This window comes from Psychrobacillus sp. L3 (assembly GCF_042945595.1).
Lineage (GTDB): Bacteria > Bacillota > Bacilli > Bacillales_A > Planococcaceae > Psychrobacillus.
In genome coordinates, this window is the sequence record NZ_CP168493.1 from 3,060,469 (window position 1) to 3,078,117 (window position 17,649).

The 17,649-nt window shown below is 36.4% G+C and carries 18 protein-coding genes and 1 pseudogene; 8 read left to right on the forward strand and 11 right to left on the reverse strand.

The window, feature by feature from the left end:
• Positions 1-16 precede the first annotated feature (16 nt).
• Complete coding sequence (gene fabL, locus ACEPXD_RS15345) at positions 17-763, reverse strand: enoyl-[acyl-carrier-protein] reductase FabL (protein WP_391117294.1); 747 nt, start codon at positions 761-763, stop codon at positions 17-19.
• Between the two features lie 3 nt (positions 764-766).
• Positions 767-1,831 carry an A/G-specific adenine glycosylase gene (gene mutY, locus ACEPXD_RS15350; RefSeq protein ID WP_391117296.1) on the reverse strand — a complete coding sequence of 355 codons (1,065 nt, stop codon included), beginning with the start codon at positions 1,829-1,831 and terminating at the stop codon, positions 767-769.
• 123 nt (positions 1,832-1,954) lie between these two features.
• Between mutY and ACEPXD_RS15355 the strand changes: the two genes are divergently transcribed.
• The gene (locus ACEPXD_RS15355) at positions 1,955-2,935 is read left to right on the forward strand and encodes a metal-dependent hydrolase (protein WP_391117297.1); all 981 of its coding nucleotides are present in this window, start codon (positions 1,955-1,957) and stop codon (positions 2,933-2,935) included.
• A 556-nt stretch (positions 2,936-3,491) separates the two neighbouring features.
• Here ACEPXD_RS15355 and ACEPXD_RS15360 read toward each other — a convergent pair.
• Genes ACEPXD_RS15360 through recX form a run of 3 tightly spaced genes read right to left on the reverse strand, consistent with a single transcriptional unit; the run spans position 3,492 to position 4,894 of the window.
• Positions 3,492-3,758, reverse strand: coding sequence for a YfhJ family protein (locus ACEPXD_RS15360; protein WP_391117299.1), 267 nt, complete (start codon positions 3,756-3,758; stop codon positions 3,492-3,494).
• Position 3,759: 1 nt separating this feature from the next.
• Positions 3,760-4,089 (reverse strand): YfhH family protein, encoded by a 330-nt coding sequence (locus ACEPXD_RS15365; RefSeq protein WP_391117302.1) that lies wholly within the window; start codon positions 4,087-4,089, stop codon positions 3,760-3,762.
• Complete coding sequence (gene recX, locus ACEPXD_RS15370; protein ID WP_391123288.1) at positions 4,082-4,894, reverse strand: recombination regulator RecX; 813 nt, start codon at positions 4,892-4,894, stop codon at positions 4,082-4,084. The genes ACEPXD_RS15365 and recX overlap by 8 nt, the downstream gene beginning before the upstream one ends.
• A 98-nt stretch (positions 4,895-4,992) precedes the next feature.
• Between recX and ACEPXD_RS15375 the strand changes: the two are divergent.
• From ACEPXD_RS15375 to rlmD, 3 genes and pseudogenes are all read left to right on the forward strand, one after another.
• A pseudogene (locus ACEPXD_RS15375) lies at positions 4,993-5,890 on the forward strand (TIGR01777 family oxidoreductase).
• A gap of 52 nt (positions 5,891-5,942) precedes the next feature.
• Positions 5,943-6,749 carry a polysaccharide deacetylase family protein gene (locus tag ACEPXD_RS15380; protein ID WP_391117304.1) on the forward strand — a complete coding sequence of 269 codons (807 nt, stop codon included), beginning with the start codon at positions 5,943-5,945 and terminating at the stop codon, positions 6,747-6,749.
• Positions 6,750-6,794: 45 nt separating this feature from the next.
• Positions 6,795-8,171: a 23S rRNA (uracil(1939)-C(5))-methyltransferase RlmD gene (rlmD, locus tag ACEPXD_RS15385; protein WP_391117306.1), complete on the forward strand. Its 1,377-nt coding sequence runs from the start codon at positions 6,795-6,797 to the stop codon at positions 8,169-8,171.
• A 111-nt stretch (positions 8,172-8,282) separates the two neighbouring features.
• Here the strand turns inward: rlmD and ACEPXD_RS15390 are convergent, their stop codons facing one another.
• The 4 genes from ACEPXD_RS15390 to ACEPXD_RS15405 all read right to left on the reverse strand — a co-directional run bounded on the left by ACEPXD_RS15390 (position 8,283) and on the right by ACEPXD_RS15405 (position 11,011).
• Complete coding sequence (locus tag ACEPXD_RS15390; protein WP_391117308.1) at positions 8,283-8,744, reverse strand: hypothetical protein; 462 nt, start codon at positions 8,742-8,744, stop codon at positions 8,283-8,285.
• Between the two features lie 85 nt (positions 8,745-8,829).
• On the reverse strand, positions 8,830-9,216 hold the full coding sequence (locus tag ACEPXD_RS15395; protein WP_391117310.1) for a hypothetical protein: 387 nt from the start codon (positions 9,214-9,216) through the stop codon (positions 8,830-8,832).
• On the reverse strand, positions 9,213-9,659 hold the full coding sequence (locus ACEPXD_RS15400; protein WP_391117311.1) for a hypothetical protein: 447 nt from the start codon (positions 9,657-9,659) through the stop codon (positions 9,213-9,215). Before ACEPXD_RS15400 ends, ACEPXD_RS15395 begins: the two co-directional genes overlap by 4 nt.
• Before the next feature lie 167 nt (positions 9,660-9,826).
• Positions 9,827-11,011 carry an MFS transporter gene (locus tag ACEPXD_RS15405; RefSeq protein ID WP_391117313.1) on the reverse strand — a complete coding sequence of 395 codons (1,185 nt, stop codon included), beginning with the start codon at positions 11,009-11,011 and terminating at the stop codon, positions 9,827-9,829.
• A gap of 395 nt (positions 11,012-11,406) precedes the next feature.
• On the opposite strand from ACEPXD_RS15405, the gene ACEPXD_RS15410 reads away from it, so the two are divergent.
• The 3 genes from ACEPXD_RS15410 to ACEPXD_RS15420 all read left to right on the forward strand — a co-directional run bounded on the left by ACEPXD_RS15410 (position 11,407) and on the right by ACEPXD_RS15420 (position 15,629).
• Complete coding sequence (locus tag ACEPXD_RS15410; protein WP_151701083.1) at positions 11,407-11,592, forward strand: SE1561 family protein; 186 nt, start codon at positions 11,407-11,409, stop codon at positions 11,590-11,592.
• Between the two features lie 451 nt (positions 11,593-12,043).
• The gene (locus tag ACEPXD_RS15415) at positions 12,044-13,573 is read left to right on the forward strand and encodes a fumarate hydratase (RefSeq protein WP_391123291.1); all 1,530 of its coding nucleotides are present in this window, start codon (positions 12,044-12,046) and stop codon (positions 13,571-13,573) included.
• A 145-nt stretch (positions 13,574-13,718) separates the two neighbouring features.
• Positions 13,719-15,629, forward strand: coding sequence for a heavy metal translocating P-type ATPase (locus tag ACEPXD_RS15420; RefSeq protein WP_391117315.1), 1,911 nt, complete (start codon positions 13,719-13,721; stop codon positions 15,627-15,629).
• A gap of 12 nt (positions 15,630-15,641) precedes the next feature.
• On the opposite strand, the gene ACEPXD_RS15425 is transcribed toward ACEPXD_RS15420, so the two are convergent.
• Together ACEPXD_RS15425 and ACEPXD_RS15430 are read right to left on the reverse strand one after the other, a co-directional pair.
• Positions 15,642-16,613: a YihY/virulence factor BrkB family protein gene (locus tag ACEPXD_RS15425; protein WP_391117317.1), complete on the reverse strand. Its 972-nt coding sequence runs from the start codon at positions 16,611-16,613 to the stop codon at positions 15,642-15,644.
• 23 nt (positions 16,614-16,636) lie between these two features.
• On the reverse strand, positions 16,637-17,011 hold the full coding sequence (locus tag ACEPXD_RS15430) for a YtxH domain-containing protein (RefSeq protein ID WP_391117319.1): 375 nt from the start codon (positions 17,009-17,011) through the stop codon (positions 16,637-16,639).
• Between the two features lie 415 nt (positions 17,012-17,426).
• Between ACEPXD_RS15430 and ACEPXD_RS15435 the strand changes: the two genes are divergently transcribed.
• Complete coding sequence (locus ACEPXD_RS15435) at positions 17,427-17,648, forward strand: DUF1128 domain-containing protein (RefSeq protein ID WP_151701090.1); 222 nt, start codon at positions 17,427-17,429, stop codon at positions 17,646-17,648.
• Position 17,649: the final 1 nt, after the last annotated feature.

Below are 17,649 nucleotides of genomic sequence, written 5' to 3' on the forward strand. Positions count from 1 at the left end.
AATATTCATGCTATTTTTACAATTTTAATGATCTTCCGCCATCGACAATAATCGTTTGCCCACAAATCATGGAAGAGTCATCAGATAATAAAAACATAGCAGTTTTTACCATATCCTCTATTTCCACCATTCTTCCTGCTGGCGTATTTACACGTGCATCCTCTAATAACGCATCACGATTAGGAAAATGTGTTAAAGCTTCCGTATCTAATGCTCCTCCAGAAACAGTGTTAACGACAATTCCTTTTGGAGCTAATTCTACTGCTAAATATCTTGTAATGGATTCTATAGCTGCTTTCGATACCCCGACTGTTGTATAATTTTCTAAGTAGCGAATCGAACCAAGCGAGCTAATTCCAAGAATTCTCCCACCATGATTCATTAGTTTAGCTGCTTCTTGTGCACCAAAAAGCATTGCTTTTGCGTTAATATTCATTGTCCAATCCCAATGGGACTCTTCTAGTTCCATAATTGGACGTAACACACCAGATGCCGCATTACTTACAAATACATCTAATCGACCAAACGCTTCTTTGATTGTTTCAAACATTGCTCGTAATTTTTCTACATCTCCAACATTCGCACGAACAAGGAGTGCTTTTCTTCCAAGTGCTTCTATCTCTTGCACCGTTTCAAGCGCAGCTGTTTTGCTTCTTGCATAGTTTACAACGATATCGTATCCATTCTTTGCAAGCTCGATAGCGATTGCTTTACCTAATCCTCTACTACTCCCTGTTACTAGTGCCACTTTATTAGTCGTCATTATTTACAAATTCCTTTCTTTCCATGCATTCCAAATTTTCAATACTGGAACAGGCATTGGTTGATTTACAATCTCTTCTGTTGTGAACCATTTACAATTCACTGGTAACTCCATATCATTTATTAACTTTGCTTCATAACTTTCCATTTCCCATTTTAGGTGGGAAAAAATATGATTAAAGGTAATTATCTCTTTACCCTTTTCAATTCTTATTTGGTAATCATGCTCGATTAATTCTTCGACTGTATGGGAAGTATTTGGGAGTTCAACCATCGGAAATTGCCACATATTCGCAAGCAAACCTTTGGAAGGCCGTTTTTCAAGTAAAATTTTCCCGTCTTTTCCCTCAATTACTACTGCCTTCATTTTGTGAGTTTTCGTTTTTTTGTTAATCGTTTTAATCGGTAATTCCTCTTGCATCCCTTCAAAAAAAGCTGTGCAATTTTCTCTTACGGGGCATAGTAAACATTTAGGTTTTGTAGGCGTGCATATTAATGCACCAAGCTCCATTAATCCTTGATTGAATGCAGAGGGATTTTCTACATCGATTAATTGCATAACTGCTTCTTCAAATATTTTTTTTGATTTTGGTTTTGCAATATCTTCTTTTATTAATAAAAGCCGGGAAAGCACACGCATTACATTTCCGTCGACTGCATGTTCTGGCACACCGTATGCAATACTAAGAACTGCTCCAGCAGTATACGGACCAACGCCTTTTAGAGTAGATATTTCTTTTCTAGTAGATGGAACGATACCATGATATTCTTCTATCACTTCTTTTACTCCGGCTTGTAAGTTCCGAGCTCTTGAATAATAACCTAAACCTTCCCATTCTTTCAGCAGTTCCTCTTCCTCTGCATTCGCAAGTGATTCAAGCGAAGGATATTTTGCGATAAATCTTTCATAATAAGGGATAACAGTATCAACTTTTGTTTGCTGAAGCATCACTTCCGAAACCCAAACTTTATATGGATTCTTTGTTTTTCGCCATGGTAGATCACGTTGTTCTTCTTCAAACCAAGAGACTAAAGCACTTCTTACTTGTTTTTTATATAAATCGTTCAATGTAAAATCCTTCCTTGCGATTATAGACAAGAATAATCGGGTATATAATAGTGTGGGCTTTGTTATTTTTCTTATTTTATTTTATGATGAAAATAACTTGTTGTCCAAAAAGGAGTTGGTCGTATGGATACAGGTACTCATATCGTAATGGGCATTGCCCTTGGAGGATTAGCACTAGCTGATCCAATTGTTGCAAGTAGTTCAATAACTACAGCAGCAGTTATTGCTGGCACAATTATCGGTTCGCAAGCTCCTGATATAGATACAGTTTTAAAACTACGCAATAATGCGGTGTATATTAGACATCATCGTGGAGTTACACATTCCATACCCGCGGTTATTTTATGGCCTTTGCTTATTTCGTCAGTTATATGGTTATTCGTACAAGATGCAAACTTTCTTCATCTATGGCTATGGACATTTTTAGCTGTTTTTTTGCATGTGTTTGTCGACATTTTTAACTCTTATGGAACCCAAGCGATTCGACCTTTTTCAAGGAAATGGGTAGCACTTGGTGTGATCAATACATTTGATCCGATTATTTTTGGCTTGCATATAGTAGGGTTACTATTTTGGATGTTCGGTGCAAAACCAGTACCTACGTTTCTTATTATGTACGCTATCATCTTTTGCTATTACATATTACGTTTTGCCGTTCAAGCTGCGGTTAAAAATGCCGTAAAACGAACGATTCCAAATGCAAAACAAATAATAATTGCACCTACGATAAAGTTTTTTCAGTGGCGAGTTGCAGCAAATTCAGAAACGCACCATTATGTTGGCAGGGCATACGGTCGATCCATTACGATTTACGATAAGTTTGAACGGGTGCCAATTCCTGACTCCGAATTATTTAAAGCAGCTATGACCGACAAAAACTTAAGCGCTTTTGTTTCTTTTTCTCCTATCTACCGATGGGAAATCACGAAACTTGACCATATATACGAAGTCCGCTTAATCGATTTAAGGTATAGAAGCAATGATTACTACCCATTTGTAGCAGTAGCTCATCTCAATGAAGAGTTAGAAATCGTTAACTCTTATACAGGTTGGATATTTAGCGAAGATAAACTGCGAAAGAAACTTGATTTTATGCCTAATTAAGATAAGCGCAAGCGCCCTTTAAGTGCACCTGGTCTTTACTATTTCCAAAGTGCTTTGGAAGAAACATAAGCTACACTATTACCGTTAGAGATTATGGATCGTGAAGTGACTGCTTCACTTCACGATCCATTTTTTTCGGTAATCTTGTGGCGGTTGTTTATCCGTCGCCCTCTTGAAATATGAAGAGACATGGTGCATAAGGTTTGGATAATGAGAGAATAAATCCTCTTCTATTCTTTTAAAAGCGGACGAAGAGTCAATTTCATCCGCTCAACACTTCTTTATCAATAGATGCTTCTTATTTTTTTCTATATTTCCGCTTGTTACTTTATTAAACAAAGGAAATTACCAGAAGCATATTGTCTTTCTTTTTTGCACTGTTGATTGGAGCGAAAGGCGGCGACTCCAGCGGGAGGCCAACAGGATGTTGGTCACGAAGGCTTTGCCACACGATGTGGCGCTCTTAGCCTTCGTTCCTCGGAGCCAGGTGAGACCCCACAGCGAAGCGAGGAGGCTCACGGACCGCCCGCGGAAATCAACCTGTTCCTAGCGTTTGTTAGTTTAGAAAATCATCCGCTTCAAGAAGATGCTTGTACTTTTCATTGGAGCTAGCAAATTCATGGAGCTGGTCTCCATACCCTTCAATCCATTTTGTAATGACCATTTCGGTTACCGCTGCCCCTTTATAATCATAACCTGCTCGAGCATAGGAAGATTCGAAATCTGACCAAAGAAGCTCAATCCAAGTTCGTGCTTTTGAGGCAGATAGCTGTTCGTTTTTTTCAATTAATTGTGTTGTTAATGCATCTATTTTATCTTGCATGTTATTTTCCTTCCTTTAATGGCTGTAGTAGAGATATCGGTAATGCTTCCTCGTATCTATCTCCGCCCAATCTATATCCCCAAGCGAATCTTCCTTTAAGGTACTCCACTTGAAAGAACATACCAGGATCACTAGATATTCGGTACATTTCACCAGGTTTAATAGAAGCTGGATCAGTTAAGAATGCTTGTGCCATCGTTGCTTTTCTTTCGTAAACAGCATACTCATTTACAATTCCTAATTGTTCTGCTTTTCTGGCTTTCTCTTTTAAATTTGCAATTTCTGTTCGTAATTCATTTTCAGTCATATCACTATATTTTTTTTCACTCATCTTGTTGTTCCAGCTCCTTTTTTTCAATATATAAATCGATTTGCTCCCCTGGAAAACCCTTTTGAAAAAGTGCTGTTTTTACTCGCTTTTTCAAGTCATATCCCGAATATTTAGATGCATATTTCCTCCAAATTTTATCTCCTTGCGTGGCAATGATATCTTCCCATTCTTCCTGTTCTTTATCCAGTTTAAAGGAGTCTATTGCTTGGGAAATAATGGTGAAGTTATATCCTTTTCTTTGCAGTGAATCTTGCACTTTTTGTTTTATTTGTCTTGGTGTTTTATCTACGTTTTGGTTTATTATTTTCTCGGTTAGCGTCCTCGCAATCGTAAGTTGTTCGTCTTCGGAATAAGTTGCCAATACTTCTTCTTGAAGATCTTTGTTAATTCCTTTTTTCTTTAATTCTTGTCGGATAGCTGTAGGACCTTTTTTACTGTTTTTCTTTTGTGTATTCACTAAAGCTTTTGTAAAGCTTTCGTCATTTAAAAAACCATGATCATATAATTTACGAACTGCTTCTAAAATAACCGCTTCACCAAATTCACTCATTTGCAACTTTTTCTTTACCTCATGTTCACTTCTCATACGATAACTTAAAAAGTTGATCGCTTTATTATAAGCCTTTCTTACTTCATCATCAAAAACGATTTCATCTATAGTAAAAGCTTCTATCACTTTCCCTTTTGAAAGCTGGTACTTAATAAGAACTGCTTCATCTACACTAAAAGCATATTTTTCATCCAAATATAAATTATATCGTTCATTATTGTTTTTTTGTCGACCTATTTTTGTAATAATCGGCATGACTAAACCTCTCCATTCCTCATCTATCATTATAGCGTATAAATTCATAGGTGATAACTGTTAGGCATGCTAAGATAGCACTAAGGGAGGTTAGGATAATGAAAATAGCAATTACCGGGGGTACAGGGTTTGTCGGAAATGAACTGACGAAGCTTCTTGTGGAAAAAGGCCATCATGTATTTATTTTATCTCGTATAAAAAATAATATATCAAATGACGCAACTTCTATTGGATGGCTATCGGAAAATTCTCAACCTGAAAAAGAATTAGAAGGAATTGATGCAATCGTCAATCTGGCTGGTGAATCTATTAATAATGGCAGATGGACAGAAGAGCAAAAAAAAGAAAATTTATGATAGTCGTATGCAAGCAACGGATGAAGTGCTCCGAATAATAAAAGCTTTGAAACAAAAACCAAAAGTTCTCGTAAATGCTAGTGCAATAGGAATTTATCCGGCCTCTGAGGACAAAATATATACAGAAAAATCAACTACAATCGGTACGGACTTTCTAGCAAAAACTGTTCATGATTGGGAGCAAAAAGCAAAGAAGGCTGAGCAATTAGGCGTTCGAGTAGCTTCCGGAAGATTCGGTATAATTCTAGGAAAAAGTGAAGGTGCTCTTCCTCTTATGGCATTACCATATAAAATGTTTGTCGGAGGTCCAATTGGTTCTGGGCAAAACTGGATGTCATGGGTTCATGTGAAAGATGTTGCGAATGCTTTACTTTTTGCAATTGAACACGATTTACATGGTCCTTTTAATGTGGTTGCTCCACATGCAAAAAAAATGAATGAATTTGGAAAAACGCTCGCAACTGTGTTAAATAGGCCATATTATTTCCCTGTTCCTTCTTTCGCTTTAAAAGTAGCACTCGGCGAAAAAAGCCAGCTCGTAATAGAAGGGCAACATGTACTACCAACAGTTTTATCGGAAAACGGTTTTAATTTTCAATTCCCAGATTTGACAAATGCCTTAAGCGATATTTATAAATGAATAAATGAAACTGTCTAGCGCAACCTATCCAAAAAGAAAGGTTGCGTTTTTTATGTGGAAATATCATGTGTTTGGAATAGTATTAGCGGCTTTTGTCTTAAGTATGGGGTTTTTCTATCAGCCGTTCTCTGCACAATCAAAAGAAATACATTGGGGATTAAAAAAGGCGACAAAGGAAGTACCAGCCGAGGCTGGGGCGGAGCTAGATGCAATGCTTGAAAAACATGGAGCAGTTTATAAAGGAACTCCTGATAAAAAGATTATTTATTTTACCTTCGATAATGGCTATGAAAATGGCTATACAGAGAGTATTTTAGATACGCTAAAACAAGAAAATATTAAAGCCACTTTCTTTCTAACTGGTCATTATTTAGAGAGTGCAACAGACCTTGTAAAACGAATGATTCAGGATGGCCATCAAATAGGAAACCATTCCTATGGGCACCCAAACTTAGCTAGACTTTCAAAAGATGGCGTAAAAAAAGAATTACAAAAGTTTGACCAACGTTTAAGTGAATTAACCCCACTAAAGAGAACAACTGTTACGCGACCACCTGAAGGTATTTTTAATGAGCAGGTGTTAGAAGCTGCAAACGAAATCGGCTATCAGCATATATTTTGGTCTATTGCTTTTATTGATTGGCATCGAGATCAGAAAAAAGGCGGTAAATATTCTTATGATCAATTAATGTCTCAAATTCACCCAGGAGCAATCATTTTAATGCATACTGTTTCACCTGATAATGCGGAAGGTCTTCCTATGTTTATCAAGGAAGCTAGAAAGATGGGTTATACATTTGGAACGCTAGATGAACTAAACATGAATAATCTGGATATTCCGCTTTCTTCCCAACAATGATTTTGTCCTTTATAATAGAAGGAAGATTATAAAGGACGTGAAGGAATGACAGAACTAGAAACAATTCAAGTTGGGCAACAATTCCCTTTAACGATAAAAAGACTAGGGATCAATGGAGAAGGCGTCGGCTTTTTCAAACGTAGTGCCATATTCGTAAAAGGGGCTTTACCTGGTGAAGTGATTACCGCAGAAGTAACAGTAGCCAAACCAAAGTACGCGGAAGCAAGTATTAAAACAATCCGACAAGCATCTCCAGACCGAGTGACACCACCATGTCCAGTATATGATGCATGCGGTGGGTGTCAGTTACAACATATGTCCTATGATAGACAGCTGATTGAAAAAAGAGATTTGGTTGTGCAAGCATTGGAACGCTATGTAAAAGATCTAGCTCCAACAATTGAAGTTAGAAAAACCATTGGAATGGACAATCCATGGCATTACCGCAACAAATCCCAGTTTCAAGTAAGACCATTAGGCGATAAAGTAATCGCAGGATTGTATGCAGAAGAATCGAATATGTTAATCGACATTAACGAATGTGCTGTACAGCATCCAGCTACTACACATATTACAAATGAAATAAAAAAATACTTGCAAGAGCTAAATATTCCTATTTACGATGGTAGAAACTCTAAAGGAATTATCCGTACAATAGTCGTTCGTACAGGTATGAAAACTGGTCAAATCCAGGTAACGCTCGTTACAACACAAAAGAAAATGCCACATAAAGAAGAACTTGTGCAAAAAATACGCGCAATAGATGCTAATATTGTTTCCATCAGTCAAAATATAAATGCAGAAGATACATCGCTTATTTTTGGTGATAATACATTTAACTTACATGGCAAAGAAACGATTCATGAAAAGCTAGGAGAATTAGCATTCGATCTATCTGCTCGCGCATTCTTCCAGTTAAACCCGGAACAAACCGAGCATTTATACAATGAAATCGAAAAAGCAGCAGCACTTACAGGAGTTGAAACAGTTGTAGACGCTTATTGTGGCGTTGGAACAATCGGCTTATGGCTTGCGAAAAATGCTAAAGAAGTTCGTGGTATGGACATTGTCGAGGAATCGATTAAAGATGCAAAAAGAAATGCAAAACGTAATGGCTTTAAAAATACAACATATGTGCACGGTACTGCAAAACAATGGCTGCAAAAGTGGAAAAACGAAGACTTTGTTCCAGATGTATTAACAGTAGATCCACCACGCGCAGGTCTTGACGATGAATTGCTTAAAACAATTTTAGATATAAAGCCAAAACGTTTTGTTTATACATCATGTAACCCTTCTACCCTTGCAAAGGATTTAGAAGCTTTAACAAAAGTTTATCATGTGAGATATATTCAACCAGTGGACATGTTTGCTCAAACTGCACATGTAGAAGCGGTAACGTTGTTGGAATTAAAGAACTAAAAAATATGACCGCGAATCAGAATTACGAAAATAAAGCCCAAATTCAAATATGAATTGGGCTTTTTAAAATACTTATTTATCAAGGCTGTGTTTTTAGTAGGTACTTTTTTATTATTCCGTAGAACTCTTTAATATCTTGAAGAAATCACTATCATTTTCGATTGTATAGTATTCGTCCCTATCTCCGTGCGTATCAATGATACAAAGTAATTTTTTATCTGAATCAACATACATTGCATATCCTGTATTAAATGTAATATTGATTCGGTAATCGTAATCACTTGAGCCATTTTTTACTTTTTTAAATTTCGCATTTTTAAAAGCTTCTATAAGTTCCTGTTGCTTTTTTTCTGGAATTTTAATTGATGTGAATATATCCTCTGTTTCTACATCGATACTTTCAATGCTTACAAATGGATTTTCTGCATTTATATCAGCATAATCCCCTAATACATCTGATGGATAATAAGTCCTATTATCAAAGATAGTCAAGATAATGATACCCAACATAATGAGAAATAAAACTACAATTAGAATTCCTCTATTTTTTAAGTTACGCAATATTGTCTCCATATTGGACACCCTCCTAAATGCTTTAGTTCAATATGGAGACAAAAAGGAGCATTAATCCTTCTGCCAATAGAACGGATTACAATAATTAATTGGCTTGCTTTTTCTTTAAATCAATCTTCTCTTCTTGGCCATCCCAAGCTATGAAGACATCGAAAGAATCATCTTTATTGTCTAGACGAGGTTCATCTAAGCATCCTCGAATAAGTTTTTTATCTCCTTCAATGTCATAATCAAAATAAGATTCGCATCCTGAACCACGAGGATTTGTCTGTTTAAAAGTTATATTACTTTTTTGAATTCCACCAATGGATTGAATTTCTACTGATTGTCGCTTAACTTCCTTCTCATTTTGAATAATCTTGTAAATAACTTTCCAATTAGTTGACTCACCTTCGTAAGTCATAGTCTGTTCACTGCATCCGGTTATTAAAAATACTAGTAAACAGCTAATTAATACGTAGTATCGTTTCATTTTTGATTCCCATAACGTTCAAACATCCCAACCATCAAGGTTAAACCAGCGACAAGGGATGGAATTCCAAGGATTCCAACAAAGTTTATATTCATTATCCAATTTGGAATAGGCACAGAAAAGTTACCCGGATCTGATGCAGTAGTTTGAACAATCGAATAAGTTACTGGAAAATAAAAAGCAATAATGAAACAAGGAACAGTTACACAGATTATTAACGGCCAATTCCATTTCACTGCCCGTACGTTTACGAAAAGTAAAGAAATATAAACACCTATAACAAAAGCGGCAGTAGCATAATACCAAATTGAAGGGGTCATATAAAACGTAGTTGCAACATGATTTCTTACTTTTATCCACAATTCATTACTGATAAGCAATAAAGCAATTAACCCAACAACCCATAATAATTTCCAAACATATGGTAACCAGTTTTTACTCATTCAATATCCTCCTTCTCCTTTTAAACTATTACGATTATCATATACATAACTGGATACATTTGTATACTTACAAACGCTAAATATTCAGACTTCAATTAAAAAAGCACTACTGTTTCCGCTGTATACTCTTTGAAAGAGGTACATGAACCAGTAGTGCTTTCTAAATTTTAAAGCAAAGACGTTTTTCCACTTTTTTGCGGATTGGCAAAAAAGATAATACAGGAAAGAGTTCCTAGTAGAAGTGCGACTAATACTAAAAAGCTAACTCCTTCGAATAGTTGGATGAAGAGACCTCCTAGAAATGGTCCTGAAAGACTTCCAATACTAAAAAATATTCCACATATTAAGTTTCCAGTTGGCAGAAGGATTTTTGGTGTTAAGTCAGCCATATAAGAAATCCCAAGTGAAAAAGTCGATCCAACAAACATTCCAGCGATGTAAAATAAAATTCCAATTGTTAAAGTAGACGTTTCAAAAAAGCTTGCAGTTCCAAAGGTAATAGCTCCTAGTCCAAGCATAATGATAAGTACTTTTCTTCTCCCGATTTTGTCGCTTAATACACCAAGAGGTAATTGTGAAACAACCCCTCCCATTGAAAATGCTGCTAGTATGTAGGACAAACTAGTTACTTCAATCGCATTACGAAGTGCATAAACTGGGTAAATAGCATTTAATGATGATTCCAAAAATCCATAGCAAAATGGCGGTATAAATGCAACCCATGCAATCGCAAAAGTTGCTCCAAATCGTTTCCAAGTTCCTTCGAAGGCAGGAGAACTTTTAAATATCTCTGGTTTTTCATTCTTAACAAAGAAAATGAGTATCCATGCCCCTAAACAAAGGAGGCTCGATATGATAAATGGCAATCCTTGAAAAATATTGACGAGTTGGACAAACAAAGGGCCTACTGCAAAGCCAACCCCAAAAGAAAGGCCATATATAGCGATATTTCTTCCTAAACGATGCCCGGGAGAAAAGCTTGTAATCCATGTTTGTGTCGAGAAATGAAGAGCGTGATCCCCTATTCCAATTAATAACCTTAAAATAAACCAAAATGCGACACTTTTCCAAATAGGGAAGAGCATTAACGATATAATTACAATAAGCCCACCTATCATAATAATTGGCTTATACCCAAACTTTCGAAGTGGTGGCTCAATAAATGGTGATATTAATAATGTTCCGATATAAAGACCTGTTGCACTTAACCCGTTCAGTGTAGCACTTACTCCGTCTTGCTCAAATATAACGGATATAAGCGGTAATAACATTCCTTGTGAAAATCCTGAAATCGATACAATCGTAACGAGTATCCAAAACCTTTTTCTTTCCACTACTGTAAATTGCTGCATACATTACCTCTTTAATATATTCAAAGTTGTTCTAATCAGTAGTGTATCAGACAATACCTTCGTTTTATATAAAAAACTGGTCAAGAAAAGACCCAGTCGGTATCTGCAATAGATAGACTGAGCCTTTTACATATAACTAGTATCCTTTTGAGTACTCATAATTGCATTTGCGGCATTATTGCCGGTGAAATGTCTGAACCCCCTCCTTCTATTGGTTGAATGGTTTTCGACTATTCACTACGGCCTCCCTTCTATGTATGCCTTATAGATACTTTATCATATAAACTGATAAGTGTAAATATTCAAAACAGACAAATTATTAAAATAACTCTTTATACCTATCTTTTCTTTTCGTTTTCCTTTATTCTATACTTACGAAAAGGTGGTGTTATTCTGTGGGCAAACAAATTTCAAATCCAGAACAACAAGTATCTTATTTAAAAGATCGACTGCAAATGTTTTTAGAAGTCTTAGATTCAATTGAACCTGAAACGACTGAACTCGAAGATATTGACCGTCTTATTCAAATGATGGATGACTTAGAGTTAAAAATGGAGCAGTTTAAAAATAATAAAGAGTAGATCTTAGCTAAAAGAAGTCTGGAATAATCGATTTCCAAACTTCTTTTTTCATTGTTTAGAGGTCAGAATCACTTTTAGGTGTTGATGCACTGGCTCTATGGGCATATACAACACCTATAGGAGCACATAGCACGCCGTTAGGGGCGGATAAAAAATTTAGGAGCAGATGCACTAGCTTTAGGGGCATATATAACACCTTTAGGAGCGGATAGCACGACTTTATGGACAGATAAAAAATTTAGGAGCAGATGCACTAGCTTTAGGGGCATATACAACACCTCTAGGAGCATATAGCCCGTCGGCTATGGGTGGATAAGAAATTTAAGCGCGGATCCACTAGGATAGCACGACGTTAGCCCCGGTTAAGCGATACTCCGCCCTTTTTTTCAAACTAATAAAATAGTATACTAGTAAATGTTTATTACTTACATACCTAAAGGAGCGTTTCATGATGCAATTGGAACAATTAGAAAAGAGTATTTATGACTTAATTACGGAAACATCTACGAACTTACCAAAAGATGTACGACGCGCTATTAAGAAAGCGAAAGCATCTGAAAATGCCGGTACACGTGCGGCTATGAGTTTAGATACAATTACGAACAATATTCAAATGGCGGATGATAAAGTCTCGCCTATTTGCCAAGATACTGGGTTACCAACGTTCAAAATTAAAACACCAATCGGCGTAAACCAATTAGAAATTAAAGCTGCGATTAAACGTGCTATCGTGACTGCAACAAAAGATGCAAAACTTCGCCCTAACTCAGTAGATTCATTAACTGGTGCTAACAGTGGGGATAACTTAGGTGAAGGTATCCCTGTCATGAAATTTGAACAATGGGAAAAAGACTATATTGAAATGAAGCTTATCTTAAAAGGTGGCGGATGTGAAAATAAAAACATTCAATATAGCTTACCAACTGAACTAGAAGGTTTAGGACGCGCTGGTCGTGACTTAGATGGCATCCGAAAATGTATTTTACATTCTGTATACCAAGCACAAGGACAAGGCTGTTCTGCAGGTTTTATAGGAGTTGGTATTGGTGGAGATCGTTCTTCTGGGTATGACCTTGCAAAAGAACAATTATTTCGTCATGTAGAAGATACAAATCCAAACCCAGACCTTGCAAAATTAGAAGAGTATATTGTAGAAAAAGCAAACACATTAGGAATTGGTACAATGGGATTCGGCGGAGAAGCAACGCTACTTGGCTGTAAAATTGGTGTAATGCACCGCATTCCAGCAAGTTTCTATGTATCAGTTGCATATAACTGTTGGGCATACCGTCGTATGGCGATTAATATCAACCCAACTACTGGAGAAATTATCGAATGGCATTACCAAGAAGGAGAAAAAATCGAATTTAAAGAAGAAGCTAAAGAAGAAGCTACTCAAAAAGTGGTAGAACTTCAAGCTCCTATTACCGAAGAACAAATTCGAACACTACAAGTAGGAGACGTTGTTTCCATCACTGGACGTATGTTTACAGGACGTGATGCAATTCACCATCACTTAATGAGTCATGATGCACCTGTTGACTTAAATGGACAAATAATTTATCACTGTGGACCAGTTATGCAAAAAGACGATGAAGGAACTTGGCATGTACGTGCAGCTGGCCCAACTACTTCTATTCGTGAGGAGCCATACCAAGGAGATATTATGAAAAAGTTTGGTATTCGCGCAGTTATCGGTAAAGGCGGTATGGGGCCAAAAACACTTGCAGCACTTTCTGAGCACGGCGGCGTGTACTTGAACGCAATCGGTGGAGCAGCCCAATACTATGCTGACTGCATTAAAGGTGTAGAAGGCGTCGACTTAATGGAGTTTGGTATTCCAGAAGCAATGTGGCATTTACGTGTTGAAAATTTCACAGCTGTCGTAACAATGGACTCTCATGGCAATAGCTTGCATGCAGATGTTGATAAGTCTTCATTGGAAAAATTATCTGATTATAAAGAGCGAGTTTTTAACTAATTGTTACTATTGACATTAAAATAACTCTACTTTATAATAATTATAAAGTAGTAATGAATATAAAAATGGATTTCCTCCTGGGAATCCATTTTCGTCATTTTAGAAGCTTATTAAGACTGAAATTCATTATCAAGGGGGTATTTACATGGCAACTATTCAGGAAACAAATGAGAATCAACCTCTTTTCAAATCGGTTATCCCACATATCGAGCTGATTGCTGCTCTTTTCTCAGGAGTATTAATTCTAATTGCTTGGTGGCTTGGAAGAACAGATCAGGAAACTGCTTCTATTCTTTTTTATATACTCGCTTTCGGCATTGGGGGATTTGCTAAAGCAAAGGAAGGTATTGAATCCACAATTGAAGAAAGAAAACTAAATGTGGAAATGCTCATGATTTTAGCAGCAGTTGGTTCTGCAATCATCGGTTATTGGACAGAAGGCGCCATATTAATCTTCATTTTCGGTGTTAGCGGTGCGCTTGAGACATATACGATGAACAAAAGTAAAAAGGAAATTTCATCGCTTATGGAACTTCAACCAGAAGAAGCTTGGCGGTTAAATAGTGATGATTCCACTACTCGCGTTTCTGTAAATGAACTCGTTATCGGGGATCTTTTAGTCGTAAAACCTGGAGAAAGAATACCTGCAGACGGAATCATCAAAAGTGGATCTACGGCAATTGATGAAGCTGCAATTAGTGGAGAATCCATTCCTGTATCCAAACAAGTCAACGACGAATTGTTCGCTGGAACTGTGAACATAAGTGGTGCTATTACAATGGAAATGACAAAAGCAAATGAGGACTCGCTTTTTCATAAAATTATTCAACTTGTTCAAACAGCTCAGGATGAGAAATCTCCAGCTCAGCAATTTATCGAAAAATTTGAAGGTACCTATGTAAAAGTAGTTCTAATGGCGGTAGGTTTCATGATGTTCCTCCCACATTTTGTACTTGATTGGGACTGGAAAACAACGTTCTACCGTGGCATGGTTTTATTGGTTGTTGCTTCTCCTTGTGCACTTGTGGCAGCTATTATGCCGGCAACACTAGCAGCAATATCAAATGGTGCAAAAAGCGGAATCTTGTTTAAAGGTGGCATGCATTTAGAAAATGTTAGTGAAATGAAAGCAATTGCGTTCGATAAAACAGGAACACTTACAAAAGGAAAACCAGTAGTGACAGAGTTCTTTGTCCGGGAAGATTTAAATAAAATTGCAACATTAACTATGCTTGCTACAATTGAAGCTCAATCGAACCATCCTCTTGCACAAGCAATAACTACCTATGCGAAGTCAGAAGGAATTGGCCAATTACCACTTATTCATATTGAAGATAAACCTGGTTTTGGCTTGCAAGCAGTCATGGAAGAACAAACAATATTAGTTGGGAAACCAGAATTTGTAAATAAAATAGATGCATTTGAATTCCAAGATGGAGTCGCTGCTTCACTTGCTGAAGAAGGAAAAACAGTTATTTTTATGCGCGATGAAAAAGGAATTGCTGCTGCTGTTGCTTTAAAAGATACAGTTCGTGAAGAAGCAAAAGAAGCGATTAAACTGTTGCAATCATTAGGAATAAAAACCGTTATGCTGACTGGTGATAATGATAAAACAGCTAAAGTTATTGCTAAAGAAGCAGGTATTAATCAATACATCGCAGAATGTTTACCTGAAACAAAAGTACAGCATTTGAAAGAACTATTAGAAGAACATAAATTTGTAGGAATGGTTGGGGATGGTATAAATGATGCCCCTGCCCTAGCAACAGCAACAACTGGATTTGCAATGGGAGAAGGAACAGACGTAGCGTTAGAAACTGCGGATGTGGTACTCATGAAAAATGATTTATCCAAAATTGCGTATGCCGTGAAGATGTCACGTAAAATGCGACGTATTGTGAAACAAAATATTGTACTTTCCATTTCTGTAATTGCCCTATTGATCATTTCAAACTTTCTTCAAGTACTCGATCTACCACTAGGAGTCATTGGACATGAGGGAAGTACGATTTTAGTTATCCTTAATGGGTTAAGAATGCTAAATAGAAATATTTAAAAGCAGAGGGTCTTAGAAACCCTTTGCTTTTTTCTGTCTAAATGCATTCTTTCTTTCCTGCATGACTGCATTTATCTGCCCGCCAACTAATAAAATAATTCCCGATAAATATAACCACAACATCAGAACAATGATTCCTCCTATACTTCCATAAGTGGAAGAATAGGTGCCAAAGCTACTAACATAATAAGAGAATCCTAAGGAAACAATAATCCACCCTAATGTAGCAAAAACTGCACCTGGAAGTACACTTCTTAATAATAACTTTTTGTTTGGAACAATCCAATATAATGCGGCGAATACGATAAAAATAACAAGGGGACTGATTATCCATCTGATATTATTCCACACTATTAGAAACCCTTCTTCAAATCCGAAATAGGAAAATAGAATAGTTCCAATTTGTTGCCCAAACACGGGTAGCACTAGTGCAATGATAAGTAGCACTATCATAAGTAAAGTAAAAACAACTGATAAACCTCTTACAATAAAAAAAGGTCTTGTTTCCTCCAACTCATACGATCTATTTAAAGAAATCTCAATGGCATTCATGCCTTTGGATGCCGACCAAATAGTTCCAATGATTCCGATAGACAACAGACCCCCATTGCGACTTCTTAATACATCTGACAGAGTACCCTCAATAAGCGTATATACCTCTTTTGGCGCATAGTTTTCTAGAAAGCGAAATACTTGTGCTTCATCCAAATTTATATAAGGCAATAACGTCATGATAAAAATAAGCATTGGAAATAATGACAAAAGAAAAAAATAGGAAAGTTGAGCACCTAATCCTGTGATATCTGCTCTCTGAATATGATTGAGTAAATGTTTAAAGTATCCAGACCAAGTTGTTAAATCGTGATTTTCCGTACTGCGGGTATTCTTCTTTTTAATAAATAAAAACTTAATATTTTCACGCCAAGTTGTTGAGGATGAAGTATTTTCTTCTTGTAAGTCCTCTTTTATACGATTACGCTCCACTTCATCCTCTCCTTTCTTTTCAACTATTGTTTCACGATATTTTCATCAGATTCAGGGATGACAATTGATTTGTATTCTTCTTTCGATTGAGTGAATACTTCTTTTGTATCCGATAGTAACGTTTTGACTTGAGGTGTAATTTCTTTCACTTCATTTACTTTTTGTGATATGTACGTCGCATCGGAAGCAAACTGATCGTAAAACGACTTCCATTTCGTTAGTTGTTCTTCAATGGTCGTTATTAATTCTTGTCTATTTTTACTGTAATATTGAATCTGCCTTCCGAGATATCTTGATTTCTTAGCAACTCCATTTCTTGTTGTCCTATCTAACATGGTTAACGCTCCACCTATTAATGCTCCATAAACTATCCCTTTTACTAATTTAGTTTCACTCATGTGATAACCTCCATATTTGAATGTATATGTATTTAATTATACCCGTGACTAAGCGTAATAAAACAAATAATTTACTTATATTAAAAAAATGTCTTGACTAACAAGCAGCATTTTATGAATATCATAACAAGAACAAATTACATAGAAAGGTACATATTTTCATAGAGTATTAAAAGTAATTGGAACATAGGCGGACAGCTACAGTTACTAAATCTATTTAGTGTTTGACAATCTACGCGGAGCGTGAAATGATAAAGTAGAACTTCAATACGAATTATACGGATTGATGCCATTCGGGCTTAACGGGTAGTTAAACTTCCGTTTGCAATACCGGATTCATTCTCAATTTACATTGGAATCATACTGCCCGTTAAAGCGGGGAAAACTACTATTGTATGAAAGGTAGGAACAAAAAATGAATTTATCACAGCCCTCTGTTGAAAATGTTACGTATATGATTGAAACAATAAAAGAAAAACTTCGCATGGTTAACGTAGATGCTATGAAACCAGAGAATTTTAATGCAACGGAATACGAAGATTTGGTCTACTTGTATGAAATGGTGAAAAAAAGAGAATCGTTTAGTCCAAGCGAAATGCAAGCAATTGCAGCAGAGTTAGGAAACTTACGTAAGTAAA

Bases quoted from the DNA above. Each gene is read 5' to 3' on its own strand.
- ACEPXD_RS15390 (WP_391117308.1), bottom strand. From the start codon at position 8,744: ATGGAGACAATATTGCGTAACTTAAAAAATAGAGGAATTCTAATTGTA.
- ACEPXD_RS15395 (WP_391117310.1), bottom strand. From the start codon at position 9,216: ATGAAACGATACTACGTATTAATTAGCTGTTTACTAGTATTTTTAATA.
- ACEPXD_RS15420 (WP_391117315.1), top strand. From the start codon at position 13,719: ATGGCAACTATTCAGGAAACAAATGAGAATCAACCTCTTTTCAAATCG.
- ACEPXD_RS15355 (WP_391117297.1), top strand. From the start codon at position 1,955: ATGGATACAGGTACTCATATCGTAATGGGCATTGCCCTTGGAGGATTA.
- ACEPXD_RS15415 (WP_391123291.1), top strand. From the start codon at position 12,044: ATGCAATTGGAACAATTAGAAAAGAGTATTTATGACTTAATTACGGAA.
- ACEPXD_RS15400 (WP_391117311.1), bottom strand. From the start codon at position 9,659: ATGAGTAAAAACTGGTTACCATATGTTTGGAAATTATTATGGGTTGTT.
- ACEPXD_RS15430 (WP_391117319.1), bottom strand. From the start codon at position 17,011: ATGAGTGAAACTAAATTAGTAAAAGGGATAGTTTATGGAGCATTAATA.
- ACEPXD_RS15405 (WP_391117313.1), bottom strand. From the start codon at position 11,011: ATGCAGCAATTTACAGTAGTGGAAAGAAAAAGGTTTTGGATACTCGTT.
- ACEPXD_RS15380 (WP_391117304.1), top strand. From the start codon at position 5,943: ATGTGGAAATATCATGTGTTTGGAATAGTATTAGCGGCTTTTGTCTTA.
- ACEPXD_RS15360 (WP_391117299.1), bottom strand. From the start codon at position 3,758: ATGCAAGATAAAATAGATGCATTAACAACACAATTAATTGAAAAAAAC.
- fabL (WP_391117294.1), bottom strand. From the start codon at position 763: ATGACGACTAATAAAGTGGCACTAGTAACAGGGAGTAGTAGAGGATTA.
- recX (WP_391123288.1), bottom strand. From the start codon at position 4,894: ATGCCGATTATTACAAAAATAGGTCGACAAAAAAACAATAATGAACGA.
- rlmD (WP_391117306.1), top strand. From the start codon at position 6,795: ATGACAGAACTAGAAACAATTCAAGTTGGGCAACAATTCCCTTTAACG.
- ACEPXD_RS15365 (WP_391117302.1), bottom strand. From the start codon at position 4,089: ATGAGTGAAAAAAAATATAGTGATATGACTGAAAATGAATTACGAACA.
- ACEPXD_RS15435 (WP_151701090.1), top strand. From the start codon at position 17,427: ATGAATTTATCACAGCCCTCTGTTGAAAATGTTACGTATATGATTGAA.